Consider the following 22,474-nt stretch of genomic DNA (forward strand, 5'->3'; position numbering starts at 1 on the left):
CGTGCGGCGGGTGAGTTCATGCGCTGTTCGTCGGCCGTTCGCCGGAGTGCCCCGCAGCGGTTACGCCCCGGCCCTGATCGGCCGCCGCGTGGCCTCAGCCGAGGTCGGCGAGAGTACGCGCGACCAGCTCCTCGACGGCCGGGAGGCAGCGTTCCCGGTCGGCGTCGACGAGTCCGATCCTGGTCCGCCGATCGAGCACGTCCTCGGCCGTCATCGCGCCCTCGCTGCGCACGGCGAACTCCACATCGGCTCGTGTGAGACCGGTGATCTCGTCGAGGGGTTCCCGACCGGCCACGGTGCGCTCCACCAGACGCAGCGATGCGGTGCGACTCGACGGAGCGCTCAGCTTTCGTGACGAGACGGCGAGGTCGACGGCATCCTCGGCCATCCGGCGGTAGGTGGTCAGCTTGCCGCCCAGAACCGTCACGAACCCGGCATCCGACGCCACGACGAGATGCCGTCGGGAGACGTCGGAGGTGGCGTCTGCACCGCTGTCGACCAGGGGCCTGAGGCCCGCGAACGCTCCGCGCACCTGATCGCGCCGGACGGGCACGGCGAGGACCCGATTGAGAGTGCTCAGGAGGAAGGCGATCTCGGGCTCGGTGGGCTGGGCGACGGTCGGCACCGGCCCTGGCGCGTCCTCATCGGTGAGGCCCACGATCACCCGTCCGTGCTGCTGCGGCAGGGCGAACACGTATCGACTGATCGACCCCTCGTGCGGGATCGTGAGCGCCGCCGTGGGGGAGCCGAGGTCAGAGGCATCGAGGACGATGTGCGTGCCACGGCTGGGGCGAACGCTGATCGCGCCGTCGAGGGACCCCGCCCAGACGCCGGTCGCATTGATGACGGCGTGCGCCTTGATCTCGAGCCGTTCGCCTGACATGGCGTCCTCGGCCGTCGCGCCGTCCCCTCGCAGCTCGATCGCGCGCACGCGGGTCAGGATGCGCGCTCCGAGGCACGCCGCGGTGCGCGCGACCGTGGCGACCAGGCGGGCGTCGTCGACGAGCTGCCCGTCGTACGACAGCATCCCGCCGCGCAGCCCTCGGGGGTCGAGGGCGGGAGCCAGGCGATGCGCCGTGCGCGCGGAGACGAGCCTCGGGGTGGGGAGCACGGTGCGCGGTGTGCGGGCGCGCATCCGCAGCAGATCGCCGAGACCCATGCCGACCGCCCCGGCCGCGCGCTGGCGGAGAGCGACCCCCGGACTGAACGGCAGGAGCTGTGCCAGGGGGTGGATCAGATGCGGAGCGATCGTCGTCATCAGCAGGTGCCGTTCGAGAGCGCTCTCCCGGGCCGTCGCCACATCTCCGGTCGCGAGATAGCGCAGTCCGCCGTGCACGAGCTTGGAACTGAACCTGCTCGTGCCGAAGGCGAGATCCTCGGCCTCGATCAGCACGACCCTGAGGCCGCGGGAGGCCGCGTCGAGGGCGGCGCCGACGCCGGTGATACCGCCGCCGACGACGAGCACGTCCGCGGTGCCGTCGGCCGCCCTGGCGAGATCGGTCCTGCGCCGAGCGACGTTGAGAACCGTGGGGTCCGGAGTCATGGCCGGAGCAGTCCGTCGAGCGCCGAGCGCAGTTCGCGCTCCCAGGCGGCGTCGGAGATGAGCTCGGACACTGTGCCGTGCGAGAGAACCGCCGACTGGGCGATGAGGAGCAGCATCACGGCGATCTCCAGAGGTTCACCGTGCCGTACCGTCCCTCCGACCTGTGCGGTGCCGATCGCCGTGGCGAGCCACTGCAGGATCATCCTCTGGCTCGACCCCACGCGCTGCAGTGTGTAGCGCGTGAACGCCTCCGGCTCGTCGGCGAGGAGACGGCCGTAGACGGAGTCGGAGCGGAACAGCGCGGTGAATCGCAGGACGTCGTCCACCAGATCGGCACGTGTGCGCGCATGCTCGGGAAACGCGTCCAGGATGCCGCCCACGCGGCGCAGCAGGGCGGCGCGAACGACATCGTCGGCGTCGCTCCAGCTGCGGTAGATCGTCGGTCGGCTGAGATCGGCGCGGCGGGCGAGCTCGGCGATCGTCACGCCGTGCACGCCCCTGCGCTCGATCAGCGCATCGGCGGCGTCGAGAATACGCACTTGCGTGGTGTCCCACATCACTTGACGTTCTTCCATGATGTGTCACACTGTAACGCATGAGCCCAGAAGATGGCAGGGTCGAGGACGACCCGTCGATGAGATGGAACGGCTGGGGCGACCCGGCGAAGGCGAAGGACCTCCCGCTCGCGGTGCGCACGCTGCTGCCCCTTCTGCTCGGACGCATCCGCAAGCCCGAGCAGGCCGCCGCCCTCGGGGAGGTCGTGCTCGGCTCCTCCGCACTCGACGACGACGATCTCGCCGCCTTTCAGGCAGCGGTGGGGGAGCAGCACGTCGACCGTTCCGACGAGGCGCGCATCCGTCACGCGGGAGGACGCTCCACGCCCGATCTGCTGCGGAGGCGGCGGATCGGTCAGGACGCGCCGGATGCGGTCATCCGACCCGCCGATCACGACGAGGTCAGCGCGTGCCTGCGCGTGGCTGCCGATCGCGGCGTCGCGGTGATCCCGTTCGGCGGAGGAACCAGCGTGGTCGGCGCCCTGGACCCCGAGCGCGGACGACACCACGCCGTCGTCAGCCTGGACCTGCGCAGGCTCAGCGGGCTCGTCCGGCTCGACGAGGTCAGCGGCGAAGCGGTCCTCGCGGCGGGTACCACCGGTCCCGAGGCGGAGGCTCTGCTGTCCGCTCACGGCCTCGAGCTGGGCCACTATCCGCAGAGCTTCCGCTACGCCACGATCGGCGGCTTCGCCGCGGCGAGGTCATCCGGTCAGAACTCCGCGGGCAACGGCCGCTTCGACACCATGGTGACCGGCATCCGCGTCGCGACGCCGACCGGAGACATCGCCCTCGGCCGCTCGCCTGGTTCTGCCGCTGGGCCCGATCTGATCAGGGTCTTCCTCGGATCGGAGGGCATCTTCGGCGTGATCACCGAGGTGGCCGTGCGCGTGCATCCGATTCCGCGTGATCGCGTCTTCGAGTCGTGGTCCTTCCCCGACTTCGTGAGCGGCGCCGAGGGGCTCCGCCACGTCGCCCAGCACGGGAACGGGCCGACCGTCATCCGCCTCTCCGACGAGGCGGAGACCGCGGTGAGCCTCGCTCAGGTCGGGAAGATCGGGAAGGCGCTCGCGAAGGGCGCCAGCGTCGTCACCGTCTACGAGGGCGACGACATCGCGGAGCGCCGGTCCAGGGTCAGCGCTCTGCTCGCAGCAGCAGGAGGCGTCTCCGCGGGCGAGGGAGCGGCGGAGGAGTGGCTGAAGGGGAGATTCGACGGACCGTACCTGCGCGATTCGCTCCTGGACGCCGGCGTCTTCTGCGAGACGCTCGAGACGGCGACGACCTGGTCGAACCTCTCGACGCTGCGATCGGCGGTCGAGGCCGCCCTGAAGGACGGCTTCGCGCAGGCAGGGGCCAGGTCCTACGTCATGTGCCACGTCTCGCACGTCTACCCGACGGGGGCATCGCTGTACTTCACCGTGCTGGCCGGCATCCGCTCCGACCCGCTCGCCGTGTGGGAGCCCGTCAAGGCGAGCGTCAACGACGCCATCCTCGCCGCGGGGGGCACCATCAGCCATCATCATGCGGTCGGGCGGGATCACGCCGCATGGCTGGAGCGCGAGATCGGGGAGACCGGCATCCGCATCCTGTCCGCGATCAAGCGGGAGCTGGATCCCTCGGAGATCATGAACCCGGGCGCTGTGATCCCGATCGAGCGGACGCGCTGACGTGGCCGAGCACATCGCCGTGCTCGCGAACCCGTTCTCCGGCAAGGGCCGAGGCAGGCGGGCGGCGGAAGCTGCGGTCGCGCACCTGCGCGATCGGGGCGCCGACGTGCGGGCGTACGCGGGCGGCTCAGCCGCCGACACCCATCGGCTCGCCGCAGCCGCCCTGGCCGACGCCCCGCGGGCGCTCGTCATCGTCGGAGGCGACGGCACGCTGTCGGGGGTGCTCGACGAACTGTGCGCGGCATCCGTTCCCCTCGTGCTCGTCCCGGCCGGGACGGGGAACGACCTCGCACGGGCGCTGGGGCTGCCGCGCGGAGACGCCCCGGCCGCGGCGGAGCTCGCGCTGACCGGGGTACAGCGTCCCATCGACGTGGGCGTCGTCGCCACCAGGGACTCGACGCGTCGGTTCCTGACGATCGCCGCACTCGGGTTCGACGCGAAGGTGAGCGATCGCACGAACCGTCTGAGATGGCCGCACGGCGCCCTGCGCTACTACCTCGCGCTCCTCATCGAGCTCGCGCGTCTGCGTCCGATGGACTTCCGCCTATCCGTCGACGGCGCCGACCCCGAGCACGCTCCGGGAACGCTGATCGCGGTGGGGAGCACGTCGAGCTACGGCGGAGGGATGCCGGTGTGCGCGGGCGCCATCCCCGATGACGGGCTCCTGGACGTGGTGCAGGTCGCGCCGATCGGTCGGATGAGGCTGCTTCGACTGTTCCCGCTGCTGCTCCAGGGGCGGCATCTGGATCGTCGAGAGGTGAGGCACCGTCGCGCGAAGACCGTGTCGGTGTCCGCTCCCGGACTCGTGGTCTATGCCGACGGAGAGCGGATCGGCGAGGATGAATGCACCATCTCGCTGATTCCGGGCGCGCTCACGATGCTGGTGCCGAGGGAGAACAATGACTGAGTTCGACGAAGACGTCGTCATCGTGGGGTCCGGGTTCGGAGGCTCCGTCGCCGCACTGCGGCTGGCGGAGAAGGGCTACCGGGTTCGCGTGTACGAGGCCGGCCGCAGATTCGAGGACGAGGACTTCGCGAAGACCAGTTGGAACGTGCGGCGGTACCTGTGGGCGCCGGCGTTCGGATGCTTCGGCGTGCAGCGCATCCATAGGCTGCCGCACGTGATGATCCTGGCCGGCGCCGGGGTCGGCGGCGGGTCGCTCAACTACGCGAACACGCTGTATCAGCCGGGCGCGAGCTTCTTCCAGGATCCGCAGTGGCGAGGCATCGCCGACTGGGAACGGGAGCTCTCCGCGCACTACGCGACGGCGAAGCGGATGCTCGGCGTCGTCGAGCACTATCCTCACACCGGTCCCGTCGAGCGGATCATGGCCGGGGCCGCGGAAGACCTCGGCGTGGGAGACACATTCCGGCGCGCGCCCGTCGGCGTCTGGTTCGGGAAGCCGGGGGAGCGCACCCCCGATCCGTTCTTCGACGGGGAGGGTCCAGAGCGCACCGGATGCACGCTCTGCGGGAACTGCATGGTCGGATGCCGGGTCGGCGCGAAGAACACGCTCATGAAGAACTATCTCGCTCTGGCCGAGCGCCGCGGCGTCGCGATCGAATCGCTGCGGACGGTCATCGACGTGGCCGAGCTGCCCGGCGGAGGGTTCGCCGTCACGACCCAGCGCAGCGGCGCGTGGCTCCGACGAGGACGGCGGACCGTGACGGCCAGGCAGGTGGTGCTCGCCGCGGGCACGTGGGGGACGCAGCAGCTGCTGCACCGCATGAAGGAGTCGGGCTCGCTGCCGCGGATCTCGGATGCCGTCGGGCGCCTCACCCGGACGAACTCGGAGGCTCTCGACGGAGCGATAGCGACGAAGGTCCCCGAATCGCTGGAACTGGCGCGAGGGGTCGCGATCACCACATCGTTCCACGTGGACGACCGCACCCACGTCGAGAACGTGCGCTACGGCCCCGGCTCGAACCTCATGGGCGCTCTCGCTACAGCTCTGGTCCCCGGCGATCGACGGCTCGGTGCTCGGCTGACGAACCTCGCGGCACAGGTGCTCCGTTCGCCGATGCGGCAGTTCCGACTCGGCAACCTTCGGCGCTGGAGCGAGCGCGGCATCATCGCTCTCGTCATGCAGACGGCCGACAACTCGCTCACGCTGTCTCTGCGCCGCCGCTTCGGCAGACTGGTGATGACCAGTGAGCAGGGCCACGGCGAACCGAACCCGAGCTACCTCCCGCAGGCGCACGCAGCGGCCGCGGCCATCGCCGCACGTGTCGAGCGCGACGGCGGTGAGCCGGCCGAGGCCCGCGGCTCCTGGCCCGAGGTTTTCGGCATCCCGCTCACCGCGCACTTCCTCGGCGGAGCGGTGATCTCCTCGTCGCCGGAGGAGGGCGTCATCGACGCCTACCATCGTGTCTGGGGTCACCCTGGTCTGCACGTCGTCGACGGCTCCGCGGTCCCCGCGAATCCCGGGGTGAATCCTTCGCTCACCATCACCGCCCTCGCCGAGCGGGCTCTGTCGTACTGGCCGCGTGCGGGCGACGACGATGTGAGGCCGGTCCAGTAGGAGCACGCCACTGCACGCGTGCCTGGCGAGGCGTGCAGGGATACGCGAAACGCCTCATCCGACGTATGACGTCGGATGAGGCGTTTCGTCTCGCTTCGCTCGCTCAACGACCGGGGGTCAGCGGGCTTCGACACCCCTGATCTGCGGAGTGTGGAAGGACCCGCCGAAGGCACGCTCCGAGGCCCCTTCGCGGTCGAGGTACGGCGATGCGCCGCCGTCGATGAAGGGCCAGCCCGCACCGAGGATGAGGCACAGATCGATGTCCTCGACCTCGGGCACCACGCCCTCGTCGAGCATGAGCTTGATCTCGGTCGCCAGACCATCCTGAACACGCTGCAGGATCGTCGCTGCGGATGCGGGCGAGTTGCCCACCGCCGGCTTGAGGAGCTTCTCCGCCTGCTTGGTCCAGCCGGTCACGCGACCGCCCTTGTCCTTCTCCACGACGGCATCCAGCGCGGCCAGCTCGTGGAAGTTCTCGTTCGCGTAGAAGCGGTCGGGGAACGCGCGGACCATCGTGTCCTGCACGTGGGCGGCGACCTTCCAACCAACCAGGTCGATCAGCTGGAAAGGGCCCATCGGCAGGCCGAGCGGACCGAAGGCCTTCTCGACATCCGCCACGGGGGTGCCCTCGTACACGGCACGAGCTGCCTCGCCCATGACCTTCGCGAGCAGACGGTTCACGACGAATCCGGGGGCGTCGGCGGTGAGCACCGCGTTCTTTCCCAGGCCCTTCGCGACCACGAACGCGGTCGACAGCGCGGCGTCAGACGTCGAGGGCGTCTTCACGATCTCGATCAGCGGCATCACCGCGACCGGGTTGAAGAAGTGGAAGCCCACGAGCCGCTCGGGGTGCGCGAGCTTCGAGCCGATCTCCTCGACGGACAGCGACGAGGTGTTGGTGGCGAGGATCGCGTCCTCGGCGATGATCTTCTCGATCTCGCCGAACACCTGCTGCTTGACGCCGACCTCCTCGAACACGGCTTCGATCACGAAGTCGCAGTTCGCGTAGAGGCTCTTGTCGGTGGTGCCGGTGACGAGGCCGCGCAGCTTGTTCGCGGAGTCGGAGTCCAGACGGCCCTTTGCCTCGAGCTTGCCGATCTCCTCGTGGATGTAGGCCACGCCCTTGTCGACGCGGGCCTGGTCGAGGTCGGTGATGAGCACGGGCACCTGGAGCTTGCGCACGAACAGGAGCGCGAACTGGCTGGCCATGAGGCCGGCGCCGATGATGCCGACCTTGGTGACCTTCTTGGCGAGAGCCTTGTCGGGTGCGCCGACGGGGCGCTTGGCGCGCTTCTGCACCAGGTCGAACGCGTACATCGACGCGGCGAACTGGTCGCCGGTCACGAGCTCTGCGAGCGCCTCGTCCTCGCGGGCGAAGCCTTCGGCCTTGGTGCCGCTCTTCGCCTTGTCGAGAAGGTCGAGAGCCGCATAGGGCGACTTCGGCACCGTGCCGATCTTCGACTCGAGCATGCCGCGGGCCATCTTGATCGCGATCGGCCACTTGGTGAGCCGCTCGATCTTGCCCGGCTCGTTCTTGCGCTCGACCTTCCTCCCGCCGAGGACCGCATCGGCCCAGGTCAGCGAGTTCTCGAGGTAGTTCGCCGCCGGGAAGATGGCGTCGACCACTCCCAGATCGAAGGCCTGCTGGGGCTTGAGCATCCGGTTCTGCTTGAGCGGGTTCGAGATCACGACCTCGAGGGCGTTCTCGATGCCGATCAGGTTCGGCAGCAGATAGGCGCCGCCCCAGCCGGGGATGATGCCGAGGAACACCTCGGGCAGAGCGATCGCCGCGGCGGAGGCGTCGACGGTCCGGTACGTCGAGTTCAGCGCGATCTCGAGGCCGCCGCCGAGCGCGAGGCCGTTGACGAAGGCGAACGACGGGACGCCGAGCTCGGAGAGCTTGCCGAGCACCTTGTGGCCCAGCTGAGCGATCAGGCGCGCGTTGTCTCGCGACCCGACCTTGCTGATGTCCGACAGGTCAGCACCGGCAGCCAGGATGTACTGCTTGCCGGTGATGCCGACGGCCTGGATCTCGCCGGCCGCGGCGCGTGCCTTGAGTCCGTCGAGGGTGGCGCCGAGCTCGGTGAGCGTCGCCGGACCGAGGGTGTTCGGACGCGTGTGGTCGCGGCCGTTGTCGAGGGTGACGAGAGCGAGCACCTTGCCGGAGGCGAGGCGGATGTCGCGCACGGGGGAGTGCGTGATCACCTCGCCCTCGGTGAGCGCCTGGATGGGGGAGAAGTCGATGTCTTCGTAGTTGGTCATCGCGACTTACTTCCTCTTCTTGCCGTTGTAGTGCGGGTTCTCCCAGATGACGGAGCCGCCCTGGCCGAGTCCGACGCACATCGCGGTGAGGCCGTAGCGCACGTCAGGACGCTCGGCGAACTGCGCGGCGAGCTGGATCATCAGGCGCACGCCGGATGCAGCGAGCGGGTGACCGATCGCGATCGCGCCGCCCCACTGGTTGACCCGGGGGTCGTCGTCGGCGATCCCGAAGTGGTCGAGCAGGGAGATCACCTGGATGGCGAAGGCCTCGTTGAGCTCGAACAGACCGATGTCGTCGATGGTGAGACCGGCCTTCTTGAGGGCCTTCTCGGTCGACGGGATCGGGCCGATGCCCATGATCTCCGGCTGCACGCCGGCGAAGGCGAACGACACCATGCGCATCTTGGGCGTGAGACCGAACTCCTTGACCGCTCCGCCTCCGGCGAGGAGCGACATCGTCGCGCCGTCGGTGAGGGGAGAGGAGGTGCCGGCCGTGACGCGTCCGTGGGGACGGAACGGGGTCTTGAGGGCGGCGAGGTCCTCCATGGTCGTCTGCGGGCGGCGGCCCTCGTCCTCGGTCGCGAGGCCCCAGGCGCCGTCGGCACCCTTCGTCGCGACGGACACGAGGTCGGGCTGGATCTTGCCCGCGTCGTAGGCGGCCTGCACCTTGTGCTGGCTGAGCATGCCGAACCGGTCGGAGCGCTCCTTGGTGAGGTGCGGGAAGCGGTCGAAGATGCGCTCCGCCGTCACTCCCATGTTCAGCGCGCCGGGGTCGACCATGCGCTCCGCGACGAATCGGGGGTTCGGGTCGGCGTTGCCGCCGATGGGGTGGTGTCCCATGTGCTCGACGCCGCCGGCGAGGGCGAAGTCGTACATGCCGATGCCGATCGACGCCGCCATCGTGGTGACGCTCGTCATGGCGCCGGCGCACATGCGCTCCACGGCGAGGCCGGGGACCGTCTGCGGGAGGCCGGCGAGGATCGCCACCGAGCGGCCGAGAGTGAGGCCCTGGTCTCCGGTCTGCGATGTCGCGGCGATCGCGACGTCGTCGATGCGGTCGGCCGGGACGGCCGAGTTCCGCTCCATCAGGCCGATGGTCGCCTTCACGGCGAGGTCATCTGCGCGGGTGTTCCAGTACATGCCCTTTTCGCCGGCGCGCCCGAAGGGGGTGCGCACTCCATCGACGAAGAAGACGTCCGAGATCTCGGCCACTCTGCCTCCAAGTTTGTGCGGTGACCTCAGTCTAGGAAGGCCGCGGAGGCGGGAGGAATCGGTTGGATCGAACCTACGAAGCGGGTGTGGGGGTCTCGTCGGGCGATTGACCAGCCTCTACAAAGGCGTCGGCGATCTTCTGTGCAGTCTGTGCAATCTGCCAGGGGCGCGCTCCCAGCGTGGCGAGCGCTGTGCCGATCTCTTCGACGGTCGTCCCCGGCAGATCCCACGCGATGCGACGGAGGAACTCCGGGGTGAGCAGATTCTCCGTGGGCATGCCGAGCTCCTCGGCGACGGCCTCCACCACAGGGCGTGCGGCCTTGAGCCGGGCGTCCGCCTCGGGATTGCGGTCGGCCCACGCGCGGGGCGGGGGCAGCGTGTCGCTGGGAACGCGCTCGCGCGGCAGCTCCTCGGCGGCGCGGCCGTCGACGATCGCCTGCCACCACCGATCGATCTGGGTGCGGCTGGCCCTGCCCTGGAAGTCCTTGGTGCCGGCGAGCGCCGACTTGCTCTGCGGGTTGGCGAGCACGGCGGCCACCAGCGAACGATCGGGCACCAGCCTGCCGGGGGAGACGTCCTGCTCCTGCGCGAAGGCTTCACGCGCCCGCCACAGCTCACGGGCCACCGCGAGGTTGCGCGCACCGCGCACCTGGTGGAGACCGCTCAGCCGACGCCACGGGTCCTCGCGAGGAGGCTTCGGCAGGCGGGTGATCGTGGCGGCGAACTCCTCCGCGGCGAACTCGGTCTTGCCCTGCTCCTCGAGCTCGGCGACCAGCACCTCCTGCACGTCGATGAGGTGGAGGACATCGAGTGCGGCGTACTCCAGCCACGCCGGCGGCAGCGGCCGGGTCGACCAGTCGGATGCCGAGTGCTCCTTCTTCAGGACGATGCCGAGGGTCTCCTCGACGACGGCGGCGAGGCCGACGCGTTCGTGGCCGAGGAGTCGGGACGCCAGCTCGGTGTCGAAGATCGTCGCAGGGACCAGCTCGAGCTCCCGCAGCGACGGCAGATCCTGACTCGCCGCGTGGAACACCCACTCGACGTCGCCGATCGCGGCCTGCAGCGGCGCGAAGTCCCCGATGGCAGGAGGATCGAAGAGGAAGACCCCCGCACCCCGGCGGAACACCTGCACGAGGTACGCCCGCTGGGAGTAGCGGAACCCGGATGCCCGCTCCACGTCCACGGCGACGGGACCTGTGCCCTCGGCGAGTGCGGCGCATGCCGCCAGGAACTCCTCGGAATCCGAGATCACGGAGTATTCAGTCACGTGCAGCCTTTCGCGCGCCGATCACGGCGATGCCCTCGGATCCGGGCGGAAGACCCGCCAGCATTCCGACCAGTTCGGCCCATGCCTCGACGTGCGGTCTGAACGGGCCCTCTGGAGTCCAGGACGCCCGCAATTCTATCTGTGCGCCGTCGCCCTCGACGGCGAGCCCGCCGAAACCCTTCGACAGCGTCTTGGTCGAGGTGCCGGATGCAGAGTGGTAGATCGCATCCCTCGAGTCGAGAGCATCCACCAGCCAGGACCAGGCGACGTCCGCGAGCAGCGGGTCCGTGCCGATCTCCGGCTCGAGGGGAGCCTGGGCGAACAGCACGATGCGCCACGGGCCGTCCCACGGCGCCGGTGCGTCGGGATCGTGGAGGAGGACGAAGCGCCCGGTGCCGTACACCGAGTCTCCGGTGTCGTCGGGGCGGACGTCCGCGGCGAGCGCGATCGCGAACGGGGCGAGGCTCTGGGGCGTGGTGATCTCCCGAACGGCGATGTCCGCACGGAAGGCGGTCTCACGCAGTTCGGCCACGGCGGCGTCGAAGAGGGTCCCGTCATCGGGCTGTGCGGTCACGGCAACAGGCTAGAGTCAGGAGGCGATGAAGAGTCTCAGGCACGCCGTTGCGCTCCTTGTCCCCGCACTGCTCGCGCTCGGGGCTGCGGTCGCCTTGCTCGTGTTCGGCACCGCCCGTCGCGTGGTCACCCCGGGCAGGAGGCCGCTGGACACGGTCATCCGCGCTGTCGACACGGGCGCGCAGACGATCGAGCTGCAGCGGACCCTCGACACGGAGCTCCCGGGGCGCTACGGCCTGTTCACGACCGGAACCTACGGCTACGTGAAGCTGGGCGCGGTGCTCAGCGCAGATGCCACGACGGTGCGGCGCAAGCTGCTCACGCAGATCGAGCCGGGCGCCCGGGTCGACCGGGGTGCGACGTTCAGCGGCTACTACTACTCGACCCCGAGCGAACTGCACCTGCGCTGGGAGAACGTCCTGATCGGATCGCCCGCCGGTCCGTGCCCAGCGTGGTACTTCCCCGGGGAGTCGTCGACGTGGGTGATCCAGGTCCACGGGCGCGGAGCGGTGCGGGCGGAGTGCCTCAGGGCCGTGCCCGTGCTGCATGCCGCAGGGCTCCCGAACCTCGTGGTGTCGTATCGCAACGACGGCGAGGCGCCACGGAGCAGAGCCGGCGCGTATGCGCTGGGTGCTGCGGAGTGGCGCGACGTGGACACGGCGATCTCCTACGCGCTGCGCCACGGCGCCGAGCGCGTCATCCTGATGGGTTGGTCGATGGGCGGAGCGATCTCGCTGCAGACCGCGGTCAACTCGGCGAATCGCAGCAGGATCGCCGGACTCATCCTCGAGTCGCCGGTGGTCGACTGGCGCACCGTCCTGCGGTTCCAGGCGAGGGAGTCCGGACTCAGGGGGCCGCTGCCGGACATGGCCATGGGCGCCCTCCAGCTCCCGCTCACCGCGCGCTTGAGCGGCGCGGACGACGCCATCTCCTTCGATCGGCTCGACATGGTGGCCAGGGCCGAGGAGCTCGACGTGCCGATCCTCATCCTGCACAGCGACGACGACGGCTTCGTCCCGTCAGACGCCTCTCACGCGCTCCAGCAGGCCCGTCCGGACATCGTGACGATGCCGCGTTTCACGACGGCGCGGCACACCAAGCTCTGGAACTACGACCAGACAGCGTGGACGGCATCCATCACCGACTGGGTGAGCGGGAACGGCTTCAGCTCTTCTGCCTGACCTGGTTCTTGGCGCGCATCAGCATGCCCGTCATGCCGCCGATGCGCAGGGGGGAGACGAGCTTGGTCAGGCCGATCGACTGCGGGTAGTCCTCGGGGATCGAGAGGACCTCGTCGACGGTGAGTCCGGAGATCCCCTGCACCAGGATGCTGGCGAAGCCCCTTGTCGTCGGGGCCTCCGGGGGAGCGGTCGCGTGCATCGTCACGACGCCGTCGTGCACCTCGACGTAGATGTAGACGGGGGACTGGCACTCGGCGACCCGCTCGCACATCTCCGGGTGCGCGGCGACCTCGTCCGACACGGCGGGCAGCTCGTCCGCGAACTCGAGCAGGAGCAGGAGCCGATCGGGCTCCGGGGTCTCCAGAAAGGAATCGCGGATCTCGGCGAGGACGTCGGGGACGGTGCTGGTGCTCATCCCTGACATTCTCGCACCGTCAGAGGGCGCCGGGCTCTGCCCCGGTGACGATCGGCACGCGCACCGCGCTGCCCCATTCGGTCCAGGAGCCGTCGTAGTTGCGGACGTTCTCGAACCCGAGCAGGTGCGTCAGCACGAACCAGGTGTGGCTGGAGCGCTCCCCGATGCGGCAGTACGCGACGACCTGGTCGCCGTCGGCGAGACCCGCGCCGTCTCGGTAGATGGCGTCCAGCTCGGCACGCGGCTTGAAGCCGCCGTCCTCGGCGACCGCCTTGCCCCACGGCACGCTCTGCGCTGTCGGGATGTGGCCGGCGCGAAGGGCGCCCTCCTCGGGATAGGCCGGGGCGGTGGTGCGCTCACCGCTGTACTCCTCGGGGGAGCGCACGTCGATCAGCGGGTTGCCGATGTGGGCGAGCACATCCTCCTTGTAGGCGCGGATGACCGAGTCGTCGCGCTCGATCACGGGGTACTCGGTCGCGGGGCGGACCGTGGCCTCGCGGGTGATCTCGCGTCCCTCCGCGATCCAGCGGTCGCGGCCGCCGTCGAGGAGGCGCACGTCCTCGTGGCCGAAGAGCGAGAAGACCCACAGCGCGTAGGCCGCCCACCAGTTGTTCTTGTCGCCGTAGATCACGACGGTGTCGTCGCGGGAGATGCCCTTGCTGCTCAGGAGCTTCGCGAAGCCCTCGCCGTCGACGTAGTCGCGGACGACAGGGTCGTTGAGCTCGGTGTGCCAGTCCACCTTCACGGACCCCGGGATGTGGCCCGTCTCGTAGAGCAGCACGTCTTCATCGGACTCGACCACGACGAGTCCCGGATCGCCGAGGTGCGCGGCGAGCCAGTCGGTGGTGACCAGACGGCCGGGTTCCGCGTACTCGGCGAACTTGGACGAAGACGAATCGAACTCGATGGCCACAGGGATCTCCTCAGACGTTGAGCGGGCGATGACGCAGGTGCGGACGGCGTAGTGTTGAGCCGTCCCTTCGACGATAGATCCCCGCTGCGCCCCCGGCACCGGATTCGTAAGACTTCGACACAGGAAAACGATGACTGACACCACCACCGCCACGGGCGTCGTGCACCTGACCGAGCGCCAGCCGACCGTCACCGGTCCCGAGATGCTCGCGAGCCTGGTGCCCCCGCCCCAGTTCGATGGAGCGACGTTCGACAGCTATCGCGCGGACGCCGCGTACCCCTCTCAGGAGGAGGCGAAGGAGACCCTGATCCGGTTCGCAGGGCGTGGTGCGCCGGTGAAGCGCGGAGGTCTGTTCAGCCGGGCGAAGAAGGAGCCCGAGATCAAACCGGGCGTGTACCTCGACGGAGGCTTCGGCGTCGGCAAGACGCACCTCCTCGCCTCGATCTATCACGCGATGCCCGCGCGCAGGAAGTACTTCGGTTCGTTCATCGAGTACACCGCCCTGGTGGGAGCTCTCGGGTACAAGAACACGGTCGATCTGCTGAAGGGCGCCGATCTGCTCTGCATCGACGAGTTCGAACTCGACGACCCCGGCGACACGATGGTGATGACGCGTCTCCTCGGAGAGCTCGTCCCCACCGGGACCAAGCTCGCAGCGACCTCCAACACCCCGCCGAACGCGCTCGGCGAGGGGCGCTTCGCCGCCCAGGATTTCCTGAGGGAGATCCACGCCATGTCCGACAGCTTCGAGACGCTGCGGATCGACGGCGTCGACTTCCGCCAGCGTGCGCTCGACGGTCACGCCGTCGTATCGTCCGATGCGGAGTACGCCGACGCCATCGCGAAGGGTGCGACCGGGGGCGCGGCATCCGATGACGCGTTCGGCGACGTGATCTCCCACCTCGCCCGCGTGCACCCCTCGCGGTACATCCGTCTGATCACGGGCCTCGGGCTCGTGGGCCTTCGCGATGTGCGCGTGCTGACCGATCAGTCGGAGGCGCTGCGCTTCGTCGCCTTCGTCGACCGGGTCTACGACGCGCAGATCCCGATCGTGGCCACCGGGGTCAGCCTGGATCAGGTCTTCGCCGAGGAGATGCTCGGCGGCGGCTACCGCAAGAAGTACCTGCGGGCGATCTCGCGTCTGAACGCCCTCACCCACGCCGAACGCTGACCTGCGTAACGCGATGTTCACACGGGCGCTCAGCCTGTAACGTGCGCGCAACAAACTTCACGCATCCCGGAAATCGGGTGTCGCCACACTGAACCTCACAGTTTCCCGAATGTGAGGTTTACACATGGATGCACCCGGCAACATCTCCTGGGCGATCACAGCGACGGCTCTCGTGCTGCTGATGACGCCCGGAGTCGCCTTCTTCTACGGAGGCCTCGTCAAGGCGAAGAGCGTCGTGAGCATGATGATGATGAGCTTCGGCTCGATCGGTCTCGTCGCGGTGCTCTGGATCCTCTTCGGATTCTCGATGAGCGCCGTCGACAGCCCGACCGCCTTCGCAGGCAACCCCTTCGCCGACTTCGGCCTGAGCGCGCTGGCCAGCGGCGAGGGATCCAACGTAGCCCTGCTCGGCGTCGCGTACGGCGCGACCTTCGCGATCATCACGGTCGCACTGATCTCCGGCGCGATCGCCGACCGCGCGAAGTTCGGTTCCTGGCTGATCTTCGCCGGCGTGTTCGCGACGGTCGGCTACTTCCCGGTGGCCGCGTGGGTCTGGGGCGGCGGCTGGATCATGAATCTCGGCACCACCCTGTTCGGCGAGGACAGCGGCATCGCCGTCATCGACTACGCCGGTGGAACCGCCGTGCACATCAACGCGGGTGCGGCGGCCCTCGCGCTGGCGATCGTCCTCGGCAAGCGCATCGGCTTCCAGAAGGGCATCCTGAAGCCCCACAACGTCCCGCTGACGCTCCTGGGGGCCGCCCTGCTGTGGTTCGGGTGGTTCGGCTTCAACGCGGGTGCGGAGTGGCTCGCTGAGGACATGGGCGGCGTCGGTCTGATCGGCCTCAACACCCTGGGCGCCACCGCGGCGGCGATCCTCGGCTGGATCCTCGTCGAGCGCATCAAGGACGGCAAGGCGACCTCTGTCGGGGCGGCGTCCGGTGCGGTTGCCGGTCTCGTGGCCATCACTCCGGCCTGCGCGAACCTGACGCCGGGGTGGTCGCTGCTGCTCGGCGCTCTGGCCGGCATCCTGTGCGCGCTGGCGGTCGAGCTGAAGTTCCGCCTGGGCTTCGACGACTCGCTCGACGTGGTGGGCATCCACCTCGTCGGCGGCCTGTTCGGCACGCTCTACCTCGGACTCTTCGCGACCGGCACCGGCCTCTTCGTCGGTGGCGACCTCCGCCAGCTGGCGGTGCAAGCGATCGCCGCGGTGGGCGTGCTGCTCTACTCGTTCATCATCTCCTTCGTGATCGGCTTCGCGATCGAGAAGACGATCGGGTTCCGCATCACGAACGAGGACGAGATCGCAGGAGTGGACCTGGTCGTGCACGGCGAAGAGGGGTACGCGCTCGCGGACGCGTGAGCGCCTACAGCATCGTCGTGCGAACGCGGAAGGGCGTCTCGGTTCCCCTGAACCGAGACGCCCTTCCGGCGTGCGCTGACGTGGAGCGGCAGCGGATAGGGTGACCCTGTGGGCAATGGCAACGGCATCCTGACCTCGATCCTCGAGATCCTCCTCAAGGCGGTGGGATCCGGGCGCCGAACGCCCTCCCAGGGCTCTCCGACACGCCCGAGGGCACGCCTGAAGACGGATGCCGAGCGCACCGACTCCGCGGATTCCGGGCATGTCGTCGAGCCGGGGCAGGCCGCGGGCACCGACACCGTGCGCATCGATCCGGAGCGCATCCGAGACCTGCGGATCTCCTACGCGCCGGCACGTGACGGCGCTCCGGACGCCGGAGAGGTCATCTGGACCTGGGTGCCCTATGAGGAGAACGACGGCAGGGGCAAAGACCGGCCGGTGCTCGTGATCGGCCGCCAGTCATCGGACCGCGTGTACGCGGTGCGGATGACCAGCAAGGCGCACGAGCGGGACAGGGACTTCCTGTCGATCGGATCCGGCTCCTGGGACTCGCAGGGCAGGGAATCGTGGGTCGACATCGAGCAGCTGTACAGCGTCCACGAGCGCGGGCTGAGGCGCGAAGCCGCCGTCCTGGACAAGGTCCGTTTCGGCCGGGTCTCCGGCGCCCTCAGCCGGCGTTACGGCTGGCGAGTTGAGGGCTGAGCGCCGGGAAGGCCTGAAGCACCATCTCCACGAGCTCGCTCGCCGGCCTCGTGAGCGGATCGGTGGCGGGGATGCCGAGCTCCCCTTCGATCTCGTCGATCGCAGCGGCGAGCTGGGGAGCGGTGAGATCCTCGTGGTTGACCGTGACGCCGATCACACGGGTGTCGGCGAACGACTCGATGAGAGCCACCTCGCTCGCGACGGACGGCATCGCGACCATCGGGAAGTCGCCGAGCGTCTTGCGGGCCGGTGCGTGCTGCACGATGACGGCTTCGGGGCGGCTTCCCCGGAGGATGTGCGCCGATGTCAGGTACGCGGGGTGGCTGAGCGCGCCCTGTCCTTCGACGATGATCACGTCGGGATCCTCGCCCTCGAAGGCCGCGACGACCTGGTTCTCGACCTCGCCCGAGCAGAACTGCGGCACGAGCGCGTCGAGGGCGACTCCGTAGCGTCCGCCCTGGATGATCGTGGTCTGGCCGGTGCCGACGAGGACCGCCCGGATGCCGGCGTCGGTGAGGGCGCGGACGAGGAGCGTCGCGGTGGTCCGCTTGCCGATGGCGCCGTCGGTGCCGAGGATCGCGATCCGAGGGCAGGTCACGTCGAAGATCCGACCGGAGAAGAGATGGAGGTCCTTCTTGTCGCGCGGGCGGCGCACATCGGTGATCGTGACTCCTGCGGCGATGCTCGCCGAGACGAACTCGGCATCGTCGCCGAGGAACTCGTGCAGGCCGCTGACGATGTGCATGCCCCGTGAGATGCCGTCGAGCAGGGCCCGGCGCACCGCGGGGGAGATGAGCCCGTCGGCGGGGGCGACACCGCAGATGAGGTAGTCGGGCACTCGCCCGGCGTTGACGATCGCCTGGGCGAGGTTCGCGAGGATCGGGATGCCGTTGTCCGCGCCGTCGAGGAACGCGCCCGTGTCCTGGAACGCGCGTGTGCTGTCGATGACGCTGAGGATCTCGTACTTCTCGGAGTGGCGCACGAGCCCGTTGGCGGTCTTGCCGTCCTGCTCGCCGAACTGTCCCTCGCAGTACACCACGGCCGTCGAACCGGCGGGAAGCGTCGCGGGGAGCGCCCAGTCGAGCGCAGAGGAGTCGATCGGGTCGGAAAGGGAATGGGCGGGCATGGCGCGCTCCTAGGATCACCCAGAGGAGGCGACGGAGAACGAAATGGCCGATGGGGGCCCGTTGGTCGACAAGAAGTCTTCCCTGACGTCGACGAGGTGCCGACTCGGTCACCGTAGCAGTCGAGCCTGGGACTACCCCGCGAACCCGGTCGACACCGTGGCGACCCCGCGCTGACGACTCATCGTCCAGACCAGTGCAGCCGCGGCGAGGAGGGCGACCAGCAGGCCTCCGGCGGTGGCCGCGAGCTGTGCGGCGCCCCGTTCGGGAAGGAGGAATCCGTACGGGACCCATCCGTCCGTCGCGCCGCGGATGAGCGTCACGACGAGCCAGGTCAGCGGATAGGGGAGGACGATCCAGAGCCGCCGCCATGGTAGCGGCGGCCGATCGCCGACGAGGAGCCAGTCCAGCACCAGCAGCACGGGGAACACGAGGTGCAGCGTAATGCTGACCCATGCGGGAGCGGTGCCCGTACCCGGGACGATGAGGTTGTAGATCAGCGCGACGATGATCATGCAGGTGACGGCCGCGCCGCGCGCCTGCGGCATCCAGTCCGGCACCGTGCGTGTGACGGCTGCCGCAGCCCCGCTCGCGATCAGGATCAGGCCGGTCAGCAGGCTGGTGAGGTTCGTGAAGTAACCGAAGTAGTCGAACGGATTCGCGCCCTGTGCCGGGATGCCGATCGCATACGTGTAGATCAGGATGCCGATGACGACGGCCCCGACGAGCATGCGTGCGATGGCGACGGGGCGAGAGGCGGGGCGGATCTCGGGCACGTCCCCAGGCTATGCGGGGAGGGCGGCAATCCGTTTCCCCCTGCGCTCCGAACCAGCTGTGAGTCGCGATCCGCGGCGCAGCTAAGGAGGAATCATGCGTTTCATCCCCACCAAGGTCCACGGTGCCCTCGACTACATCGTCGGTGTGGCGTTGATCGCCGCACCGTGGCTGTTCGGCTTCTCCAGCGTCGGCGGCGCTGCCGTCGTCATCCCGATCGTGCTCGGTGTCGGGCTCATCGTCTACAGCCTCTTCACCAAGTACGAGTGGGGTCCGTTCGGGTTCATCCCGATGCCCGTCCACCTCGTGTTCGACATCGTGGCGAGCCTGTTCCTCGCGCTGTCGCCGTGGCTGTTCGGCTTCTCGGGCCAGGCGCTCAACGTCTGGCTGCCGCACGTCGTGGTCGGCGTCGCGGTGATCGTGGTCGTGCTGTTCTCGCAGCCCCAGCCGGCCCGCGTGAAGGTCTCTGCGGCTCACGCGTGAGAGCGACGACGACGGTGCTGCCGGACCTTTCCGGTGGCACCGTCATCGGCGTGTGAGGTCACCGAAGGGCATCGCTCAGCCAGCGGGCATAGAGCGTCCACGGCTCGCCGCGTTCGCGCAGAGCTGCGATATGCGCTCTCACCTCGTCGGTCAGGGTGAACCACTCGCCGCCCTCCCTGACCAAGGCGAATTCTCGGTGTCGCTGCTGTTCGAGGGCCCTGCCGCCCTGTTCGAAGGCGAGGAGCTCGTCGTGCCGGATGCTCGCGAGGCGCTGCCGTGGCCTCCGGCTCGTGCCGATCTTCACCCGGCGGTCATATCGGAGGTAGTAGACCACTTCGATCACGGGAAGAGGCAGGTCGGGGTCAGGTGCGTCTCCGTAGCGCCAGCCGCAGTCGGCGCAGATCAGGGAACCTTCGCGCCGCGTGCCGCGCAGACCCCCGCAGAGTCCGCAAGGCCCGGGCAGGGGAGGAAGGTCTGACACGATGTGAACGGTAGTCGTGGGCTCCGACACCCGAGGCCGACCCGGTCGGACCTTCGGCCGCTGTGAGACGAAGAAACCCCGCGGGGCCGAAGCTCTGCGGGGTTCTGTGGTGGGCGATACCGGACTCGAACCAGTGACCTCTTCCGTGTCAGGGAAGCGCGCTACCGCTGCGCCAATCGCGCCCGTTGGGGCTATTCAGTTTCTGAGAGGTGGCGACGGGATTCGAACCCGTGTAAACGGCTTTGCAGGCCGGTGCCTAGCCGCTCGGCCACGCCACCGTGTGGATTGACCCCACGTGCGGAAGGCCCTCCGAAGAAGGCCCCAGCACTTGAGCGGATGACGAGACTCGAACTCGCGACCCCAACCTTGGCAAGGTTGTGCGCTACCAACTGCGCTACATCCGCGTTGTTCTCGGGTTGTTGCCCCGAGCACTTGATAAACATTAGCCGACGATCGGCGGTTGTCAAAACCAGACCCGAATCTCGCGCGTGTCCCGCGATCTGGTCAACAGGGCCTCCGACGGTCGGGTAGTATCGGTTGACGTACCCCACGGGTATGGGCGATTGGCGCAGTTGGTAGCGCGCTTCCTTCACACGGAAGAGGTCATCGGTTCGAGTCCGGTATCGCGCACAGACAAAACCCCCGGTTCATCCGGGGGTTTTTGCGTTCCCTGGCCTTCGCGTGCGACCCGGCGGCGAGCTCGGACCCTAGCGAGACAGCGACCTCCAGTCGGAGGGATACACGGTGACGCTGCGTGGCGAGACGCGCGAGCGGTGTCGTGGGCACCTTGGGTGAGGTTCGTACACTCGAATCATGTGCCGGCCCGACCTGGGCTGGAGCGCGAAGACAGGATGTTGTCCCGGGGAGGGCATGAAGTGACTGAGCAGATGCCGAACTGGGAAGGGTTCATGATCCCGACGCTTCGCGTTCTCGACGACGGGATCGTCAGGCACTGGCGGGAGTTCCAGCCGCTGGTCGCAGACGCGGCGGGGCTGACGGAGTCTCAGAAGCAGGAGATGCTGCCGTCGGGCAGTCAGGTCAAGTACGAGAACCGCATCGGCTGGGCGGTCTCGTTCCTCACCAACGTCGGTGCGCTCGCACGGCCGAAGCGGGGCCATTACACGATCACAGACGCCGGCCGTCAGCTCATCGGCTCCTTTCCCGACGGCATCCGCGAGCGCGACATCCGTGCGCTCGGTGCAGACCCGGAATCGCCGATCCGCCTCTACGAGAAGACCGAGCGGGCGAAGCCCAGCGATACGGTCGCGGCGGTCGATGGCGAGTCGATGACCCCGATCGAGCAGGTGCAGAGCGGTATCGCTCGCATCGACGAGGAGGTCGCCGCCGAGCTCCTCCAACGACTCCAGGGTAAGGAACCCGGATTCTTCGAGCAGGCTGTCGTAGAACTGCTGCTCGCCATGGGCTACGGCGGAACGACCGGTGGCGGCAGCGTGACCCAGCGCAGCAACGACGGCGGGATCGACGGGGTCATCGATCAGGATGTGCTCGGGCTCAGCCGCGTCTACATCCAGGCGAAGCGCTATGCCGACCACAACGTCGTCCAGCGTCCCGACGTGCAGGGTTTCGTCGGGGCCCTCAGCGGAAAGGCGGACAGCGGCGTCTTCATCACGACGAGCCGGTTCTCCGAGGGGGCGCGCGCCTATGCCGAAGGCGTCCCGATGCGCGTCATCCTCATCGACGGTGCGCGGCTCACGAGCCTGATGATCCGTTACGGTGTCGGGGTCCAGGTGCGCGAGACGTACAAGGTCGTCGAGATCGATGAGGACTTCTTCGCCTGAGCCGACGCGCGACGTACGACGCTTGTGGGTGCGCCCACTGCCGGAACCCCAGGCGGGACACGCGCTGTCAACGGAGCGGGTCGCCACCCTCGGCGGTCGCCCACAGCGCCCAGAGCACGAGCAGCGGCTGCAGGAAGAGGCGGCCGAGCCGGCGGGCATCCGTGTCGAGGCCGGGTGCGGAGCGGCGCGTACGCCACTGGTGCACGTTGCCGGGGAACACGGCGACGAAGAACCCCGCCACGGCCCAGCCCATCCTGCGGCGTTCGCGGGGGAGGGCGACGAGACCGGCAGCCAGCGCGAGCTCCGCCGCCCCCGAGGCGATGACGATCACGTCCTTGTCGAGGCGCGTGACCCGCGTCGCCCAGTCCGGGACGACGATCCGGAAGCCCCGAGTGCGGACGAGATGCGCGGCGCCGGCCGCGGCGAGTACCAGCGCGAGCATCCATCGTGCAGCAGTCCTGACCATGCGCC

21 protein-coding genes and 4 tRNA genes are annotated in these 22,474 nt (G+C 68.9%); 10 read left to right on the forward strand and 15 right to left on the reverse strand.

The annotated features are described in order from the left end of the window. Nucleotides 1-94: 94 nt before the first annotated feature. Entirely contained in the window at nucleotides 95-1,543 is a 1,449-nt protein-coding gene (locus CQ047_RS04435; RefSeq protein WP_105673077.1) for a glycerol-3-phosphate dehydrogenase/oxidase, read from the reverse strand. After that, nucleotides 1,540-2,118 (reverse strand): TetR/AcrR family transcriptional regulator, encoded by a 579-nt coding sequence (locus tag CQ047_RS04440; RefSeq protein WP_105673078.1) that lies wholly within the window; start codon nucleotides 2,116-2,118, stop codon nucleotides 1,540-1,542. Before CQ047_RS04440 ends, CQ047_RS04435 begins: the two co-directional genes overlap by 4 nt. Nucleotides 2,119-2,138: 20 nt before the next feature. On the opposite strand from CQ047_RS04440, the gene CQ047_RS04445 reads away from it, so the two are divergent. From CQ047_RS04445 to CQ047_RS04455, 3 genes are read left to right on the forward strand one after another with little or no spacing between them, the layout of a single operon-like run. Then, complete coding sequence (locus tag CQ047_RS04445; RefSeq protein WP_258132471.1) at nucleotides 2,139-3,761, forward strand: FAD-binding oxidoreductase; 1,623 nt, start codon at nucleotides 2,139-2,141, stop codon at nucleotides 3,759-3,761. Between the two features lies 1 nt (nucleotide 3,762). Continuing rightward, nucleotides 3,763-4,668, forward strand: coding sequence for a diacylglycerol kinase (locus CQ047_RS04450; RefSeq protein ID WP_105673079.1), 906 nt, complete (start codon nucleotides 3,763-3,765; stop codon nucleotides 4,666-4,668). Continuing rightward, on the forward strand, nucleotides 4,661-6,283 hold the full coding sequence (locus tag CQ047_RS04455) for an FAD-dependent oxidoreductase (RefSeq protein WP_105673080.1): 1,623 nt from the start codon (nucleotides 4,661-4,663) through the stop codon (nucleotides 6,281-6,283). The genes CQ047_RS04450 and CQ047_RS04455 overlap by 8 nt, the downstream gene beginning before the upstream one ends. 117 nt (nucleotides 6,284-6,400) lie before the next feature. On the opposite strand, the gene CQ047_RS04460 is transcribed toward CQ047_RS04455, so the two are convergent. The 4 genes from CQ047_RS04460 to CQ047_RS04475 form a co-directional block, all read right to left on the reverse strand. Continuing rightward, nucleotides 6,401-8,545, reverse strand: coding sequence for a 3-hydroxyacyl-CoA dehydrogenase NAD-binding domain-containing protein (locus CQ047_RS04460; protein ID WP_105673081.1), 2,145 nt, complete (start codon nucleotides 8,543-8,545; stop codon nucleotides 6,401-6,403). A 6-nt stretch (nucleotides 8,546-8,551) separates the two neighbouring features. After that, on the reverse strand, nucleotides 8,552-9,757 hold the full coding sequence (locus CQ047_RS04465) for a thiolase family protein (RefSeq protein WP_105673082.1): 1,206 nt from the start codon (nucleotides 9,755-9,757) through the stop codon (nucleotides 8,552-8,554). Nucleotides 9,758-9,830: 73 nt separating this feature from the next. Continuing rightward, entirely contained in the window at nucleotides 9,831-11,024 is a 1,194-nt protein-coding gene (locus CQ047_RS04470; protein WP_105673083.1) for a ribonuclease D, read from the reverse strand. Beyond that, nucleotides 11,017-11,598, reverse strand: a complete 582-nt coding sequence (locus CQ047_RS04475) for a DUF3000 domain-containing protein (protein ID WP_105673084.1) — start codon at nucleotides 11,596-11,598, stop codon at nucleotides 11,017-11,019. The genes CQ047_RS04470 and CQ047_RS04475 overlap by 8 nt, the downstream gene beginning before the upstream one ends. A gap of 25 nt (nucleotides 11,599-11,623) precedes the next feature. Between CQ047_RS04475 and CQ047_RS04480 the strand changes: the two genes are divergently transcribed. After that, on the forward strand, nucleotides 11,624-12,778 hold the full coding sequence (locus tag CQ047_RS04480; protein WP_105673085.1) for an alpha/beta hydrolase: 1,155 nt from the start codon (nucleotides 11,624-11,626) through the stop codon (nucleotides 12,776-12,778). Here CQ047_RS04480 and CQ047_RS04485 read toward each other — a convergent pair. Together CQ047_RS04485 and CQ047_RS04490 are read right to left on the reverse strand one after the other, a co-directional pair. Beyond that, nucleotides 12,762-13,193, reverse strand: a complete 432-nt coding sequence (locus CQ047_RS04485) for a SufE family protein (RefSeq protein ID WP_105673086.1) — start codon at nucleotides 13,191-13,193, stop codon at nucleotides 12,762-12,764. The two genes, CQ047_RS04480 and CQ047_RS04485, sit on opposite strands and share 17 nt — an antisense overlap. 19 nt (nucleotides 13,194-13,212) lie before the next feature. Further along, the gene (locus tag CQ047_RS04490) at nucleotides 13,213-14,106 is read right to left on the reverse strand and encodes a sulfurtransferase (RefSeq protein WP_105673087.1); all 894 of its coding nucleotides are present in this window, start codon (nucleotides 14,104-14,106) and stop codon (nucleotides 13,213-13,215) included. Between the two features lie 130 nt (nucleotides 14,107-14,236). Between CQ047_RS04490 and zapE the strand changes: the two genes are divergently transcribed. The 3 genes from zapE to CQ047_RS04505 all read left to right on the forward strand — a co-directional run bounded on the left by zapE (nucleotide 14,237) and on the right by CQ047_RS04505 (nucleotide 17,342). Continuing rightward, nucleotides 14,237-15,277: a cell division protein ZapE gene (gene zapE, locus CQ047_RS04495; protein ID WP_105673088.1), complete on the forward strand. Its 1,041-nt coding sequence runs from the start codon at nucleotides 14,237-14,239 to the stop codon at nucleotides 15,275-15,277. Between the two features lie 124 nt (nucleotides 15,278-15,401). Continuing rightward, nucleotides 15,402-16,640, forward strand: coding sequence for an ammonium transporter (locus tag CQ047_RS04500; protein WP_105673089.1), 1,239 nt, complete (start codon nucleotides 15,402-15,404; stop codon nucleotides 16,638-16,640). Nucleotides 16,641-16,748: 108 nt separating this feature from the next. Continuing rightward, nucleotides 16,749-17,342 (forward strand): type II toxin-antitoxin system PemK/MazF family toxin, encoded by a 594-nt coding sequence (locus tag CQ047_RS04505; RefSeq protein WP_105673090.1) that lies wholly within the window; start codon nucleotides 16,749-16,751, stop codon nucleotides 17,340-17,342. On the opposite strand, the gene CQ047_RS04510 is transcribed toward CQ047_RS04505, so the two are convergent. Both CQ047_RS04510 and CQ047_RS04515 read right to left on the reverse strand, forming a co-directional pair. Further along, nucleotides 17,308-18,468, reverse strand: coding sequence for a DUF1611 domain-containing protein (locus CQ047_RS04510; RefSeq protein ID WP_105673091.1), 1,161 nt, complete (start codon nucleotides 18,466-18,468; stop codon nucleotides 17,308-17,310). The two genes, CQ047_RS04505 and CQ047_RS04510, sit on opposite strands and share 35 nt — an antisense overlap. A gap of 132 nt (nucleotides 18,469-18,600) precedes the next feature. Next, nucleotides 18,601-19,242, reverse strand: a complete 642-nt coding sequence (locus CQ047_RS04515) for a Pr6Pr family membrane protein (protein ID WP_258132473.1) — start codon at nucleotides 19,240-19,242, stop codon at nucleotides 18,601-18,603. A gap of 94 nt (nucleotides 19,243-19,336) precedes the next feature. Here CQ047_RS04515 and CQ047_RS04520 point away from each other — a divergent pair, with 94 nt between their 5' ends. Continuing rightward, on the forward strand, nucleotides 19,337-19,723 hold the full coding sequence (locus CQ047_RS04520; protein ID WP_105673092.1) for an SPW repeat protein: 387 nt from the start codon (nucleotides 19,337-19,339) through the stop codon (nucleotides 19,721-19,723). 58 nt (nucleotides 19,724-19,781) lie between these two features. Here CQ047_RS04520 and CQ047_RS04525 read toward each other — a convergent pair whose 3' ends face one another. From CQ047_RS04525 to CQ047_RS04540, 4 genes are all read right to left on the reverse strand, one after another. Further along, entirely contained in the window at nucleotides 19,782-20,066 is a 285-nt protein-coding gene (locus CQ047_RS04525; protein ID WP_258132475.1) for a GIY-YIG nuclease family protein, read from the reverse strand. Nucleotides 20,067-20,311: 245 nt separating this feature from the next. Continuing rightward, a tRNA-Val gene (locus tag CQ047_RS04530) sits at nucleotides 20,312-20,387 on the reverse strand. Between the two features lie 24 nt (nucleotides 20,388-20,411). Beyond that, a tRNA-Cys gene (locus CQ047_RS04535) sits at nucleotides 20,412-20,482 on the reverse strand. A gap of 53 nt (nucleotides 20,483-20,535) precedes the next feature. Further along, nucleotides 20,536-20,608, reverse strand: a tRNA-Gly gene (locus CQ047_RS04540). 153 nt (nucleotides 20,609-20,761) lie between these two features. Here CQ047_RS04540 and CQ047_RS04545 point away from each other — a divergent pair. Further along, nucleotides 20,762-20,834, forward strand: a tRNA-Val gene (locus CQ047_RS04545). Nucleotides 20,835-21,091: 257 nt separating this feature from the next. After that, complete coding sequence (locus tag CQ047_RS04550; RefSeq protein WP_181155831.1) at nucleotides 21,092-22,003, forward strand: restriction endonuclease; 912 nt, start codon at nucleotides 21,092-21,094, stop codon at nucleotides 22,001-22,003. A gap of 67 nt (nucleotides 22,004-22,070) precedes the next feature. Here CQ047_RS04550 and CQ047_RS04555 read toward each other — a convergent pair whose 3' ends face one another. Next, on the reverse strand, nucleotides 22,071-22,469 hold the full coding sequence (locus CQ047_RS04555; RefSeq protein ID WP_105673094.1) for a hypothetical protein: 399 nt from the start codon (nucleotides 22,467-22,469) through the stop codon (nucleotides 22,071-22,073). Between the last annotated feature and the right edge of the window lie 5 nt (nucleotides 22,470-22,474).

The organism is Microbacterium sp. MYb72 (assembly GCF_002979415.1).
Taxonomy (GTDB): domain Bacteria; phylum Actinomycetota; class Actinomycetes; order Actinomycetales; family Microbacteriaceae; genus Microbacterium; species Microbacterium natoriense.

Excerpts from the sequence above, each read along its gene's own strand:
- CQ047_RS04435 (WP_105673077.1), bottom strand. The coding sequence starts at position 1,543 with ATGACTCCGGACCCCACGGTTCTCAACGTCGCTCGGCGCAGGACCGAT.
- zapE (WP_105673088.1), top strand. The coding sequence starts at position 14,237 with ATGACTGACACCACCACCGCCACGGGCGTCGTGCACCTGACCGAGCGC.
- CQ047_RS04510 (WP_105673091.1), bottom strand. The coding sequence starts at position 18,468 with ATGCCCGCCCATTCCCTTTCCGACCCGATCGACTCCTCTGCGCTCGAC.
- CQ047_RS04555 (WP_105673094.1), bottom strand. The coding sequence starts at position 22,469 with ATGGTCAGGACTGCTGCACGATGGATGCTCGCGCTGGTACTCGCCGCG.
- CQ047_RS04500 (WP_105673089.1), top strand. The coding sequence starts at position 15,402 with ATGGATGCACCCGGCAACATCTCCTGGGCGATCACAGCGACGGCTCTC.
- CQ047_RS04455 (WP_105673080.1), top strand. The coding sequence starts at position 4,661 with ATGACTGAGTTCGACGAAGACGTCGTCATCGTGGGGTCCGGGTTCGGA.
- CQ047_RS04485 (WP_105673086.1), bottom strand. The coding sequence starts at position 13,193 with ATGAGCACCAGCACCGTCCCCGACGTCCTCGCCGAGATCCGCGATTCC.
- CQ047_RS04550 (WP_181155831.1), top strand. The coding sequence starts at position 21,092 with ATGCCGAACTGGGAAGGGTTCATGATCCCGACGCTTCGCGTTCTCGAC.
- CQ047_RS04440 (WP_105673078.1), bottom strand. The coding sequence starts at position 2,118 with ATGGAAGAACGTCAAGTGATGTGGGACACCACGCAAGTGCGTATTCTC.
- CQ047_RS04520 (WP_105673092.1), top strand. The coding sequence starts at position 19,337 with ATGCGTTTCATCCCCACCAAGGTCCACGGTGCCCTCGACTACATCGTC.
- CQ047_RS04445 (WP_258132471.1), top strand. The coding sequence starts at position 2,139 with ATGAGCCCAGAAGATGGCAGGGTCGAGGACGACCCGTCGATGAGATGG.
- CQ047_RS04460 (WP_105673081.1), bottom strand. The coding sequence starts at position 8,545 with ATGACCAACTACGAAGACATCGACTTCTCCCCCATCCAGGCGCTCACC.
- CQ047_RS04480 (WP_105673085.1), top strand. The coding sequence starts at position 11,624 with ATGAAGAGTCTCAGGCACGCCGTTGCGCTCCTTGTCCCCGCACTGCTC.